At 42.1% G+C, this 14,430-nt stretch carries 6 protein-coding genes; 4 read left to right on the plus strand and 2 right to left on the minus strand.

The annotated features are described in order from the left end of the window. Window positions 1-108 precede the first annotated feature (108 nt). From ku to tamL, 4 genes are all read left to right on the plus strand, one after another. The gene (gene ku / locus CLV94_RS00135) at window positions 109-897 is read left to right on the plus strand and encodes a non-homologous end joining protein Ku (RefSeq protein WP_121374452.1); all 789 of its coding nucleotides are present in this window, start codon (window positions 109-111) and stop codon (window positions 895-897) included. A 4-nt stretch (window positions 898-901) separates the two neighbouring features. Further along, window positions 902-3,502: a DNA ligase D gene (ligD, locus tag CLV94_RS00140; RefSeq protein WP_121374453.1), complete on the plus strand. Its 2,601-nt coding sequence runs from the start codon at window positions 902-904 to the stop codon at window positions 3,500-3,502. A gap of 419 nt (window positions 3,503-3,921) precedes the next feature. Continuing rightward, on the plus strand, window positions 3,922-9,003 hold the full coding sequence (locus CLV94_RS00145) for a translocation/assembly module TamB domain-containing protein (protein ID WP_121374454.1): 5,082 nt from the start codon (window positions 3,922-3,924) through the stop codon (window positions 9,001-9,003). Then, window positions 8,996-11,305: a translocation and assembly module lipoprotein TamL gene (tamL, locus tag CLV94_RS00150; RefSeq protein WP_121374455.1), complete on the plus strand. Its 2,310-nt coding sequence runs from the start codon at window positions 8,996-8,998 to the stop codon at window positions 11,303-11,305. Before CLV94_RS00145 ends, tamL begins: the two co-directional genes overlap by 8 nt. Before the next feature lie 3 nt (window positions 11,306-11,308). On the opposite strand, the gene CLV94_RS00155 is transcribed toward tamL, so the two are convergent. Further along, complete coding sequence (locus CLV94_RS00155) at window positions 11,309-13,792, minus strand: AsmA family protein (RefSeq protein WP_211331169.1); 2,484 nt, start codon at window positions 13,790-13,792, stop codon at window positions 11,309-11,311. Window positions 13,793-13,922: 130 nt separating this feature from the next. Continuing rightward, entirely contained in the window at window positions 13,923-14,429 is a 507-nt protein-coding gene (locus tag CLV94_RS00160; RefSeq protein ID WP_121374456.1) for a pyridoxamine 5'-phosphate oxidase family protein, read from the minus strand. Window position 14,430 lies beyond the last annotated feature (1 nt).

The following is a 14,430-nucleotide window of genomic DNA, read 5'->3' on the forward strand; positions in this document are numbered from 1 at the left end:
AGGCTAAAGGTCTCCGTTTTTTATTACTCTTACACGTGAAAGGGATGTTAAAGCCCTATCATTTTTGGCCAAAAAGCAATAAATTTAAGTAGTTGTAAATCAAATCATATGAAAGCAATTTGGAAAGGAGGTATCAGTTTTGGCCTGATCAATATACCCGTTCGCCTATACAGTGGCGCTGTCACGCATCGGATTGACCTAGATATGGTTCGTAAAAAAGACCATTGCGCCATCGAATTTGTCCGCGTCTGCAAAAAAGACGGAAAAGAAGTGCCTTGGGACGAGATTGCCAAAGGCTATAAAAAAGAAAATGGCGACTATGTGGTGCTCGACAAATCAGACTTTGCCAGAGCCATGCCCGAAAAGACACAAACCATAGATGTTTTTGAATTTGTGCTCGAAAAAGAAATTCCTGCCCAATACCTTGAAAAGCCCTATATCGTAGAACCTGCCAAAGAAGCCAAAAAGACGTATACCCTGCTTCGAGAGGCTCTAAAGAAATCGGGAAAGGTCGGCCTTGCAAAATTTGTGCTGCGAAATACCGAGCATCTCGGAATCCTTAAGGTCGAAGACAACGCCATCCTGCTCATACAAATTCGTTTTGATCAAGACCTGCGCAGCCCATCCGAAGCAAAAATTCCAGACGACGTAAAAGTTGCCAAAAAAGAACTCGATATGGCATTGAACATTATCGAACAGCTTACCGACAAATTCGAGCCCGAAAAATACAAAGACACCTACAAGGACGAATTGCTGAAAATCATCAGGAAAAAATCAAAAGAAAAAGGCAAGCCCGCAAAAAAAGAAGAACCAGCAGAAAAACCTAAAGCAAAAAAAGAAGCTACAGACGATCTACTGGCACAACTCAAAGCAAGTCTTGAAGCAATAAAAAACTAAGACCATGGCGCTCGAAAAATACAACCAGAAACGAGATTTCTCTAAAACCAAAGAACCCAAAGGAATCAAAAAAGCCTCCAAAGGCGAGCTTACTTTTGTCATTCAAAAGCACGCGGCTTCGCGATTGCATTATGACTTTCGATTAGAAATAGATGGCGTTTTGGTGAGCTGGGCCGTTCCAAAAGGACCTTCCGCCAATCCGTCAGACAAGCGCTTGGCCGTACAGACCGAAGATCACCCGATGGATTATTTTGATTTTGAAGGAACCATTCCCAAAGGAGAATATGGCGGCGGGACCGTGATGGTCTGGGACTACGGAACCTACCGCCCCGAAAACACAGAAACAGCCGTTGCCCAAGACAACAAGACGATGAAAAAACAGCTTGCAGAAGGCTCCATCAAAATCATCTTGAAAGGAAAAAAATTGTCTGGCGCTTGGCATTTGGTCGAAATGAAAGGCAAAGACAACCTGTGGCTGCTGATGAAGTCAAAAGACGAATTTGCGGGTGCAAAAATAAAATTCGATGAAAACTCTGCCGTTTCCGGATTAGATTTTAAAGGAATAGAAAAGAATGGAGCCATGTACAGTTCCGACAAAGGCAAAAAGCTTTCTAAAGCCGAAACCAAAAAAGAAAAAGAGAAAGAAGACAAAGAAGAAGCTGAAAAAGAAAAGCCCAGGCAATCCCTAATCCGTAATGAAGAAGCTTTTTCTGCCGAAGATCTGCAAGAGGCCACTACCCTAAAAAACTTCCCAGACGACTGGCGTCCGCAACTGGCGACGCTGGCCGATGAAGCTTTTGACAACGATGACTGGCTTTTCGAAAACAAATTCGACGGCTACCGTGCTTTTGCGCAAATCCAAAAGAAGAAAGTAAAGCTTATTTCCCGAAACGGAATTTCTTTCAATACCAAATACGCCGATCTTGTCACGGTCTTAGAAAAAATAAATGACGACGTCATTTTAGACGGCGAAGTTGTCGTAGAAGACAATAAAGGAAAAAGCCATTTCCAGTGGCTGCAGCATTTTGACGAGCACCGAGAAAAAGGCACCCTAAAATTTTACGTCTTTGACATCCTATATTTTAACGGCTATGACCTGAGACAGCTTGAATTGCTACAGCGCAAAAAAATCCTGAAAGCCATCCTTCCAAAATTAGACAACGTTATTTTTTCATCGCACACCATCGGGCAAGGAAAAGAAACCTTTGCCGCCATCGAAAAATTAGGAGGCGAAGGAGTCATTGCCAAAAAAATCACCTCAAGATACCACCAAGACCAGCGCACCAAAGACTGGCTCAAGATAAAAACCACCCAACAGCAAGAAATGGTCATCGGCGGATTTACCGACCCGCAAGGAAGTCGAAACGGACTAGGCGCCCTGCTTTGCGGTTATTTTGACAAAGACGATTTTATATATTCCGGAAAAGTAGGAACCGGATTCGACGATAAGACCCTGAAAGAACTCCGCACCAAACTAGAGAAGCTCGAACGCAAGACAAGCCCCTTTAAGATACCGCCCAGATTGCAAGGCACGCATTGGGTCAGGCCCGAACTGGTTGCCCAATTAAAATTTACCGAATGGACCGACGCGGGCAGCATGCGCCATCCCGTATTCCTAGGCTTGCGGAAAGATAAAAAAGCAAGCGAGGTCGTAAAAGAAAGCAAGATAGCCGCAGAAAGTGCTGTCGAATCGAAAAACAAAACTACAAACAAAAAGGCAATGGAAAAGACAGACAGCAAGGCCGAATTTTCGAATCTCGACAAGATTTTCTGGCCCAAAGAAAAATATACCAAAGGCGATGTGATAGCCTATTATGATGCCGTTGCTGATTACATTCTTCCTTACCTGAAAGACCGTCCAGAATCGTTAAAACGCACGCCTAACGGAATCACAAAAGACGGCTTTTTCCAAAAAAACGTAGAAGGACAAGTTCCGGATTGGATCAAGACCAAAAAACTAAAATCAAAATCAACAGGCGAAACAATTACCTACCTGCTCTGCCAAGACAAAGACACGCTGCTCTTTTTAGCCAACTGGGGCTGTATCGAAATTAACCCTTGGAGCAGCCGCATCGGCACGCTGAACAATCCCGACTATATCATTTTTGACCTCGATCCGAACGAGGCAGGAATGGACAAGATCATCAAGACCGCTTTGACCTTAAAAGAAATTCTAGACTCCCTAAAAGTGCCCGCCTACATAAAAACATCAGGCGGAAAAGGACTGCACGTCTTTATTCCGATACTGCCCAAATATACCTACAACCAGACACGCACCTTCTCGCATCTCGTCAGCCAGATGGTACTCAAAAAGCTGCCCGATATAGTCAGCCTCGAAAGAAGTCCGTCAAAAAGAAAAGGAAAAGTCTATCTAGATTTCCTGCAAAACGGAAAAGGAAAAACCATGGCAAGCATCTACTCGCTTCGCCCGAGAGACGGAGCCACTGTCAGCACCCCGCTAGAATGGGACGAAGTGAATGCCAAGCTAGACCTGGGCGCGTTTACCATCAAGACCGTCCCAAAGCGACTTGAAAAAAAAGGCGACTTGTGGAAAGACTTTTTTAAAGACAGCATCGATTTAAAATCCCTGCTAGCTCAAATCTAGAAAGTAGAAAAAGCCTATTCCAAAGTAGAAACGAAAAGTTTATAGCCTGAATTCGCTTATTCTTAAACAGAATGAGCTTATTTTCAAGTTGAAATCGCTTATATTCCTCTGGAAAAGCAATATTTTCACGTTGAACGCGCGTATTTTTACATAGAAACTACTTATGTTCAAGTGTAAACGAGATATTTTAAAATTAAAAACAATCATTACAAAATTGAAATTATTTATGGTAAACTTAAAAAGGCATATTTCAAACTTAAATACGCTTGTAATAAAGTAAAACAAGCCTATTTCAAACTATAAATCATTTAGATTACATTAAACAAAATTTGTTAGTTTTTTTCTGTCACTTTTAGCAAGTATTTAGCAAAAAACCATTTTTAAATTCCTATATTTAGTCTTATATAAAACCTGCACCATTGAATAAGTACGTAAAGAAAGGGCTTAAAATTACAGCTTGGACCCTAGGTTCCATCCTAGGTTTGCTTTTATTGATTATAATTTTGATCCAGATTCCTTATTTCCAAAATCTTATCAAAGACAAGGCCGTGACTTATCTCGAAGGAAAAATCAAGACGCCCGTTTCTATCGGACACATCGAGATCGGTTTTCCCAAAACAGTAATTATAGAAGACGTTTATTTCGAAAGCCAGCAAGGCGACACGCTTCTGGCAGGAGAAAAATTAAAAGTAGACATCAGCCTTTTCAAATTGCTGAGCAACGAAGTCGAAGTCAATTCGATCGACCTGCAGGGAATTACCACGACTATAAAAAGAGACAAAGACTCAGTCTTTAATTTCGATTATATTATCAAGGCCTTTGCTTCCGAAGAACCCAAAGCAGAAGATTCAGAGCCGATGAAATTCTCCATACGAAAAATAAATCTCGACCGAATCAAAGTCCGTTTCGACGACAAGATTTCCAAAAACGATCTTACCGCCTATCTCAAGCATTTCGATACCAAGATTACCAAATTTGATTTAGACAAGATGGATTTCGAAGTCCCAAAAATCAATCTCGACGGTTTCACGGTAATGCTGAAACAAGGCGAAATTGTTCAAGAAGTCGCCCAGAATACCGTTGAAGTAGCCGATGAAGCCGTCCGCAGTCCTGAACTTAATTTAAAATTAGGAGCAATTAACCTCACCAACATCAACATCGGCTTCGACAATGCCGGAACAAAACTGAATACAGGCCTAAACCTGAAAAAACTAATAGTAGAATTCAATTCAATCGACCTAAAAAAACAATTTATCGACCTAAAAAACTTTGAAATCGACGGTATCAAGGGCGGACTCACGTTTGGAAAGCTTGACAAAAAGATAACCGTTCAAGCGCCCGATTCGCTCAAGGCTTCGGGACCAAAGTGGAAAGTAAAATTAGACCAGACTTCCTTAAAAAACATTGCGTTCCGCTTTGATGATGAAAACGCGGCAAGAGCCAAAAAAGGAATCGATTACAAACATCTGAACCTAGAAAACGTACAACTCCAAGGCGAGAAATTCTACTACAGTGCCGATACCATTTCGGGAAACATCCAAGCCTTCACGATGAACGACCAAAGCGGCGTGGCCATCGAGTCGTTCCGTACCGATTTTTTCTACGGTTCAAAAAGAGCCTCCCTCAAAAAGCTCTATCTAAAAACACCGCAGACTTTAGTCAAAGACGAAATCAATATTACCTATGACAATCTTGCTACAATTGCTGATAACCTTGGCGATCTCGGTATCTCGGCCTCATTAGAAGACAGCCGAATCGGTTTCAAGGACATCCTTCTTTTTGTGCCGAATCTAGAAAATACCAATCCGTTCAAGAGCAATCCAGAAGCCATACTCTACATCAACAGCGAAGTATCCGGAAAAGTCAGCGACCTTGTCATTCCGAACCTCGAAATCAGCGGCATAGGCACGACAGTCATTGCGGCCAGCGGCAGGATTACCGGACTGCCTGATGCCAAAAAAGCATATTTTGACTTAAAAATCAGAGAATTCAAGACTTCTTCAAAAGACATCAACACCTTTGTTACCGAAGGAACCCTTCCGGCAACGATCCAGCTTCCGGCCCAGCTGTCATTGAACGGCTTTTTCAAAGGAGCCGTCAATAATTTCAATACCGACCTGAACCTCGCCAGCAGTTTCGGAAAGGCAAAAGTAAAAGCCTCTTTTGACCAGAGACGAAAAAATCACGAAAAATACCAAGCCGATGCCACGATCGACAATTTCGATATCGGCAAGCTGCTTAAGAATGATTCTCTAGGAAAAGTGAGCCTGAAGGCAAAAGTAAAAGGAACGGGCTTGGACCCAAAAACAGCGAATGCCACAATTGACGGTACTTTAATCAAAGCCGAATTCAACCGCTATGCCTATCGCAATCTAAAATTAAAAGGCGCCATCCAAAACGGCAACTTTAATGCCACAGCCGGAATGAATGATGCCAACCTCACCTTTGCCTTAAAAGCCGAAGGAAATTTCAAAGACAAATACCCGTCTGTAAAACTAAAACTGAATACCGATATTGCCGATTTAGAAAAGCTGAACCTGCATGCCGGGCCTATGAAGATTCGAGGCGATGTTTATGCCGATATCCCGAGCTCAAATCCAGAATTCTTAAACGGTACCATCAGCATCCACAATATCTTGATTGCCGACGCTAAAGAAACCTATGCTTTAGATTCGATAAAAGTAGAAGCCATTTCAACGGCTGCGAGCGACACCATCAGGCTGAAATCACAGTTCGTAAATGCGCAGCTTGCAGGGAAATTCCAGATTGACCAAGCGCCGACAGCACTGGCCAACTCTATTGCAAAATATTACGATACCAATCCGAAAGCTCCTAAAAAAGCAACCAAGCCACAGCAGTTTGACCTAAAGATTGGCGTTAAAGACGATCCTATTTTAGTAAAATTAATACCGCAGCTCACCAGCGTTTCGCCTATTGAAATTACCGGAAGATACAACAGCGAAGGCGACAGCATTACCGTAAACGGAAAGATTCCGAAAATAATCTACGGAACCAATACCATCACCAACGGCCAGCTCGATATCGAGACCGATGAAAATGCCTTGATTTACAGCTTGGTTATTGACGATATCAAAAATTCGCAGATCAACCTGCCCTACACCAGCATTTCTGGAGAAGTACGAGACAACAAGATCAACTATACCTTGCTGGTAAGAAATAAAAAAGACGAAGACCACTATCTTGTGGCCGGAAGCCTAAAATCTACCGACGGAACGTTGCAGGTTTCTTTAGAACCTGACGGACTGATCTTAAACTACGAGCCTTGGGACATTGACAGAGAAAACATCATCCAATTTGGAGACAAAGGCATCTACGCTTCTAATTTTGAATTAAGCAACGAAGGAAGCTCGATAAAAATCCAGTCGCAATCCGAAGCGCCGAACGCGCCGCTAGATGTCGATTTTAAAGACTTTAAGATCGAAACCATCACGAGCGCCATACAAAAAGACACATTGCTCGCCGGAGGAAGAATCAACGGGAATGTGCTTGTGAAAAACCTTTCTAAAACAGCAACGTTTACAGCCGATATGACTATTGAAGATTTCAGCTTTAAAAAAGATACCATCGGCAATATCAGCGTGAAAGTCAACAACGAGACAGCCAATGTATTAGATGCCCAAGTTGCCATTACGGGCGGCGACGGCAACCAAGTAAATCTGGACGGAACCTACAGAACGGACAACAGTACTTTTGACATGACGCTGGATATCGAAAAGCTCAACATAAAAAGCATCCAAGGCTTTACGATGGGCAATCTTGCCGAAAGCACAGGATTCCTGTCTGGCGATTTCAAGATTACCGGAAGTACCAAACAGCCGAGCGTGATTGGAGAACTGCAGTTCAACGAAGTCGGATTCAAGGTAAAACAGCTCGCTTCTAAATTTAAGTCGATAAACGATAAGATTACGTTCACCAGTTCAGGAATTAACTTTGATGATTTTTCAATATCCGATTCAGAAGACAACCTGCTTGTAGTGGATGGACGCGTGCTAACGACCAATTATACCGACTATGGCTTTGACCTTACAGTCAATGCCGACAACTTCAAGGCACTAAACTCTAAAGAAAAAGACAACGACCTTTACTATGGCGATTTGTTCATTGATACCAAACTGAGCGTAAAAGGCGACCTGAACAAGCCTGTCGTTGACGGAACAATCAAAATCAACAAAGACACAGACCTGACCATCGTCCTTCCACAATCCGACCCTTCTATTGCCGATCGGGAAGGCATCGTAGAATTTATCGATCAAGATGCCGTGCAGATCGACCAGCGATTTACCGCACAGACAGACGCCATAACCCAGACACAATTTAAGGGAATGGACGTTTCCGTAAACATAGAAATCGTAAAAGAAGCCGAACTGACAATGATTATCGACAAAGGAAACGGTGACTACCTGAACCTAAAAGGAGAAGCCCAATTGACTGGAGGAATCGACGAATCAGGAAAGACGACGCTTACAGGAAGGTATGAATTTAGCGAAGGAGCTTATGAAATGACCTTCAACCTTCTCAAGAGAAAATTTGACATCAAGGCGGGCAGTTATATCCTTTGGACCGGAGAGCCTACTTCTGCCGATATCAACATTACCGCCGTATATGAAATAGAAACCGCGCCTATTGATTTATTAGATGCCCAGTTGAGCAACGCCTCACCTGCTGTCCGAAACACCTATAAACAACGTATTCCGTTCCAGACATTATTAAAAATGAACGGCGAGCTGTTAAAGCCCGAGATTAGTTTTGACATCGTATTGCCCGATGGCAATTACAACGTCGCGACAGAAATCATTTCTTCTTCCAAAACAAAATTGGCACAGCTGCGCCAAGAACCAGGAGAATTAAACAAGCAGGTATTTGCTTTGCTGCTATTGGGCCGTTTTATTGGTGAAAACCCTTTTGCCAGCGAAGCCGGAGGAACCAATGCTGGAGCTATTGCACGACAAAGCGTGAGCAAGATCCTTTCCCAACAGCTAAACAATCTTGCCAGCGATCTGGTACAAGGCGTAGAACTTGATTTTGACCTAGAATCCAGAGAAGATTACACCACCGGCACCAGAGAAGACCGTACCGATCTTAATGTAGGATTATCAAAACGATTGCTTAATGACCGCCTTAAAGTGACCGTAGGAAGCAGTTTCGGCATCGAAGGGCCGCAACAATCCAATGAAGAAACGACCAATATTGCAGGCGATATTTCGGCCGATTACCAATTGACAAAAGACGGCAGGTATATGGTTCGCGCCTACCGAAAAAACCAATACCAAGTCGCCTTGCAAGGACAAGTTGTTGAAACCGGAGTTGCCTTTATCATCACGATGGATTACAACAAGTTCCGTGAGCTTTTCCACAGGACCGAAGAAGAAAAGAAAATGATCCGCGAAACCAGAAAACGCGAAAAAGAACTAAGAGAAAAACAAAAAGAGAAAGAAAAATTAGCCGAAGAAAAAGAAGAAAAAGAAATCGACAATGACTAATACTGTAAAATATACGCTCTTTTTTGCCCTACTTTTTTTGTATGGCTGCAGCAACTTGAAATACCTTCCAGAAGGCGATGCTTTGTATGTAGGCGGGAAAGTAAAAGTAGAAGACACCCTCCTATCCCGAAAAGAAAGAAAAAATCTTGAAAAAGAACTCGAGCCATTATTGCGTCCGCTGCCTAACAAGACTTTTTTGGGACTGCGCCCGAAATTATATTTTTACAATATTGCAGGAGAGCCTAAAAAAGACAAAGGATTCCGCTATTGGCTTCGCAATAAGGTAGGAGAGCCGCCAGTGTTGTTCAGCAAGGTTGATTTAGAATACAACGAAAGCATTCTTCAAAATTATGCTGAAAATAATGGGTATTTCAAGGTAAGAACCGAGTCCGATTCGACCGGAAGAAGCCGTAACCGAAAAGTAACTGCAGAATATATCGTCCGTCCGGGGAAACAGTACAAGATAAAAAGCGTTACGTTTCCTTCCGACTCTTCCGAACTGTCAAAAAATATCGCCCGACTACAACGCAGGAGCCGCTTAAAAGTCGGCAATGCCTACAGCCTAGAGGTCATCAAGGAAGAAAGAGAGCGTATTGACACCCGACTCAAAGAAAAAGGCTATTATTTCTTCAATCCCGATTTTATCTTAGTGCAGGTTGACAGTACGGTTGGCAAGCAAGAAGTCGACCTGATTGTCAAGGTAAAAAAAGAGACTCCAGAACGTGCTAAAAAAGTCTATACGATCAACGAAACCTATATTTATCCAAACTATTCGATAACAACAGACAGCATCAGCAACGACAAGTCTTTTGCTGAAAAATATAAAGACCTTACCATCATCGACACCGTCAAGACATTCAATCCTCGAATCTATGACAGGACATTGTATTTCAAAAAAGGCGATGTATATAACCGTACAGACCATAATCTTTCCCTGAACCGCTTGGTCAATCTGGGAACTTTTAAGTTTGTAAAAAACGAATTCCGCGTTTCCGATTCTGTCGAAAATGCGCTGGATGCTTATTATTACCTGACGCCGCTTCCAAAAAAATCCATCCGTGTAGAAGTGCTAGGAAAGACAAACTCTGCCAATTATACCGGAACCGAACTAAATGTCAACTGGCTGAACAGAAATACGTTTAAAGGCGCCGAATTGCTAACGATTACAGGCTTTGGCGGTATGGAAGTTCAAGTTTCTGGGCAAAACAAAGGCTATAATGTGTTCCGCTTTGGAGGCGAGGCAAGTATTGTCTGGCCGCGTTTTATTGCTCCGTTCCAGCTAAAATCCGGTAGCGGCTTCGTGCCTAAAACCAGAGCCTTGATCGGTTACGAACATCAGGAAAGACAGCGTCTCTATACCCTGAATACTTTTAAAGGTTCTTTTGGCTATTTATGGAAAGAAAATGCCCGAAAAGAACATCAATTAAACCTGACGGAAATCACCTATGTAAGTTCCGGAAATGTTTCCGCCGAATACCAAGCACAGATTGACGGAACCGATGAAACACCCGGAAATCCGTCATTGCAGCGCGTCATCGACAAACAGCTAATTTTTGGTCCGACCTATTCCTATACGTATACGAACACGATGCGCAGAAGAAGGACAAATACTTTTTACTACAAAGGAAGCATCGATCTTTCTGCCACGGCAACCGGATTGATTATGGGCGGCGATGCAGACAATCCAAAGCAAATTCTAGGAGTGCCTTTTAGCCAGTTCGTAAAATTAGAAAACGAATTCCGCCATTATCTAAAACTCGGAAAAGATTCGCAACTCGCCAGCCGAATTATCGTGGGCGTAGGAATTCCGTACGGAAACTCCAAAGAATTGCCTTTTATCAAGCAGTTTTTTATCGGAGGAACCAACAGTATCAGGGCTTTTAGGGCACGTTCGATAGGACCTGGTACTTACAATCCGAATGTAGAAGAAAGTTCTTTCCTGCCGGACCAATCAGGAGATTTAAAACTAGAATTCAATACCGAATACCGCGCCAAGCTATTTAGCATCGTGCATGGTGCTGTTTTTGTCGATGCCGGAAATATATGGCTGATGAATGACAACGAAAATAAGGCCGGAGCGCGATTCTCAAGCAAATTCTTAGATGAGCTTGCAGTAGGTACTGGTGCGGGTCTGCGATTCGATTTGTCGTTTTTAGTACTGCGATTGGACTTGGCTTTCCCTTTGCGCAAGCCTTATCTACCGGAGGGCGAACGCTGGGTCTTGGATAAAGTGCAATTTGGAAGTCCAGACTGGAGAAAAGAAAACTTAGTATTTAACTTGGCTATTGGCTATCCTTTCTAGGAATTAATTCACCTCCTCATTTCGCTTTTTCTTGCTGACGAGCCTGATTTTTATTTTTCCGTCATCACCATCAGAAGCCAAAAGGTGCAGTACGATGCCTCTATTTCTTCGTTCTTCCAACTTTTCCTTATCGGTGATGTCTTTGTCGTTTTTAGGATTTCGAAGCGGCACATCGAGCGCTATGTTTGTGCCTTTTCCGAAAGAATAGACTCCCGCAATATCCATATTCAATACGCTGGAATTGATCTGCATTGGCTCGATGGTTATCTTTTCGCCTTTGATATCAAAGCCGCCTTTAAGATTGCTGAACGTGATATTGTCCAAATCCCGAAAAGGAAACGCAAATTTTCCGGCACTTTTGATCGGCTCAAAACCAATCAAGGCACCTTTTCTAAGTGTAAATACGACCGTTCCGTTCATAGAATTCGTTACCAAATTGCCGTCATTTGAGATATTTCCAGAAATAGAAGAATTGGCTGTAAGATAGCCTTTCAGGTTTTTCGACGTCAGAGACTGCATATCAAAATCATTAAACGCATAGAAGAATTTTTCAATGGCAACATTCGCCACATTTGCTTTCATCGAAAAATGATTCTTTGCTTTCCCCTGCTCTATCGAACCGTTAAGGGTTACTTGTCCGCCGGCATGGTTGACTACCGCATTCTGAATCGTAATTCCTGATTCCGACAGCAGGATAGCCGCCTTTGCGTTGGTCGCCGTAAATTTTTTATAATAAAACTTATCGATTTGAACCGTTAAGGCGACGTTGCTTTTCTCAAAAAGAAAATTCAGTTTATCATTTACATTACTCTTTTGGGTTCTCCGAATAGGCTGTCTTGTTTTACGGTTTCCTAAAAACCCGAGAAATTCGCCCATATACAATTGCGGACTGGTCACTTTCCAGTTGAGCACCAGCTTTTCAGGTTCTGTGTAATAGAGATTCAGGAAGTTTTTAATACTGCCTTCCATATTCACAATGCTCCTGCCGCTTTGTAGTCTTATGTTGCTAATAAACAAATCTTTTTCTGTAAAATTCAAGGCGACGTTGGTGTTTTTGAAGGACAGATTTCTCGGCACATAACGTATGTCCCCTTCTTCAATCTTGACCAATCCAGAAACAAATGGCTTGGTAATTTCAAAATCAACAATATCAGCTTTGAAGTGAAATTCTACATCGGCATTGCCTTTGGAAAACACCAGCAGCTCCTTGTCAACAGCATTGCCTAGCTTCTCCAACGGAAATTTAGACTTAAAAACGCCCGAGGCAATCGGCTTGCTAAAATCATTGATTATCGCTGAGTCCATCACAAAAGGAATTTCTTTATACTCACCTTTGAAATCCATCAGTTTTACAACAGAATTCGGGTCGTCAAATCCTTTGCCTTTGACAAATTCATTCGTGAAAACTCCATCAAAACTGCACTTATCTATAATCCCGTCAGGAATGTGAAGTCGGTTGTTTTTAATCGCTGCTTTTACTAAAAATAACGGATCGCCAGCCGCATTCAAATCGCCTACGATATTGCAGGTCACATCAATCGGCTTTTCCAAATCGAATCGGTTGAGCTGTCGGCTGATATTGTTTGAAAGTAAATTAGAAGCGTTTTTCCAAAGAATTTTGTCGGCTTTGATATGCAGCGAAAAATCAGAATTGGATTTGCCGATGTTGAATTTTCCGCCAATGCTGAAGGTATCGTCGCCTATTTCTAAATCATTGGGCTCAAAGACAATGGTTTCGGCTTTTTCATTATACGCGATATCAAGTTTTCCGTTGAGCTTTTTGTCTTTGATAAAACTGCCGTGCTGGGTATTAAAAGCAAGGCTTTGCGCCGAAGCCTCTAGTTTTATAGCCGCTTTCCATCCCTCAGAATCATAATCAAGCCTGCCTTTGAGATCATCAATCGAGAAATTGAAAAGCTTTTTGCCCTTGAGATTGTTTGAAATAAAGGTTACATTGTGCAGTTCAAACGCTTTTATTTCGGCAAAAGAACTGCTTTCGCCAGAAGCTTCATTTTCTTGTTTCGACTTGAAAATTGCCGAATTGCTATAGCCGTTTTCTGCAACGAATAAATGAATCGTCGCATCGCTGATGTCGATCTTTTTAATTTCCAGTGTTCCGCGGAGGAAAGCCAGCACATTGATCGAAATATTAAAATCTTCGGCTTGCAGCAGTGTATTTTTGTGGGAAGCCCAGAGGCTGTCTTTTAAAACGGCGTTTTTTATTCTTAAGGAAACACGGGGAAATCCTTGCAGGAAAGTAGGCTCCATACTTTCGGCCGTAAATTTCCCGTTGATATTTTCATTGATTTTTTGGGTGATGGAAGCTAAGATTTCTTTTTTATGCATATTAACATAAAAAGCAAGTCCGATATAAGCAAGAATCGTAAAGAGAAAGACTCCTGACATTATTTTAAGTGAAAGCCTTGCCCAACGAGGCAGGCCGCGTAATTTTTGAAAAAATTTAGAGTTCGTAGTTTTTTCTTGCATAGACTGTCATTAGTGTTGGCGGGCAAACAATACCTAAATTTACAATAAAACGTTGAAGATGAGCCTAAATATATTAAAAATAAAAAGCTTCCCGATTGGAAGCTTTTTACTCTTGCTGTCTGGATTGTGCTTAGACAGAAAGTTTTCCTTCTATGCTGTCATCTAATGGCTTTCCTAGTATAGCTCCTACTGCGGTTTTTAGCATTGCGACCATCTTACCGCTTTTGGTATCCCAATAATAGACATAATCTGGCTGTATGCGGATTACGGTAACATTAGGATCGTCCTTTCCTTTAGAAAACCATGCTTTTGCAATCGGGTTCCATTTGTCTTCGATCGTGGATTTGTCTTTGTAGATAAAAGCTTTTCCATAGATATTCAGGTATTCAGAGCTTGAATTTTTTGCAAAAAGCAATTGCACGTTTTCGTCTTGTTTTATTTCGAAGTTCTTATTGCTGTCGGCACCGCTAAGGAACCAAATATTCCCTGCTTCGTCGACTTCCTGAACGCTCATCGGGCGTGTCGAAAATGGACTGTGCGATAAATCGGTACAAAACATGCAGACTCGTATGTCTTCGGCCAGCTTTTTCAGTTTTGAAATCGCGTCTTCGTTGCTTAGGTTTTTAAAATCTCCCATA

This window comes from Flavobacterium endophyticum, from assembly GCF_003634455.1.
In the GTDB taxonomy this organism is placed as follows: domain Bacteria; phylum Bacteroidota; class Bacteroidia; order Flavobacteriales; family Flavobacteriaceae; genus Flavobacterium; species Flavobacterium endophyticum.

Bases quoted from the DNA above. Each gene is read 5' to 3' on its own strand.
- ku (WP_121374452.1), top strand. From the start codon at position 109: ATGAAAGCAATTTGGAAAGGAGGTATCAGTTTTGGCCTGATCAATATA.
- ligD (WP_121374453.1), top strand. From the start codon at position 902: ATGGCGCTCGAAAAATACAACCAGAAACGAGATTTCTCTAAAACCAAA.
- tamL (WP_121374455.1), top strand. From the start codon at position 8,996: ATGACTAATACTGTAAAATATACGCTCTTTTTTGCCCTACTTTTTTTG.
- CLV94_RS00155 (WP_211331169.1), bottom strand. From the start codon at position 13,792: ATGCAAGAAAAAACTACGAACTCTAAATTTTTTCAAAAATTACGCGGC.
- CLV94_RS00160 (WP_121374456.1), bottom strand. From the start codon at position 14,429: ATGGGAGATTTTAAAAACCTAAGCAACGAAGACGCGATTTCAAAACTG.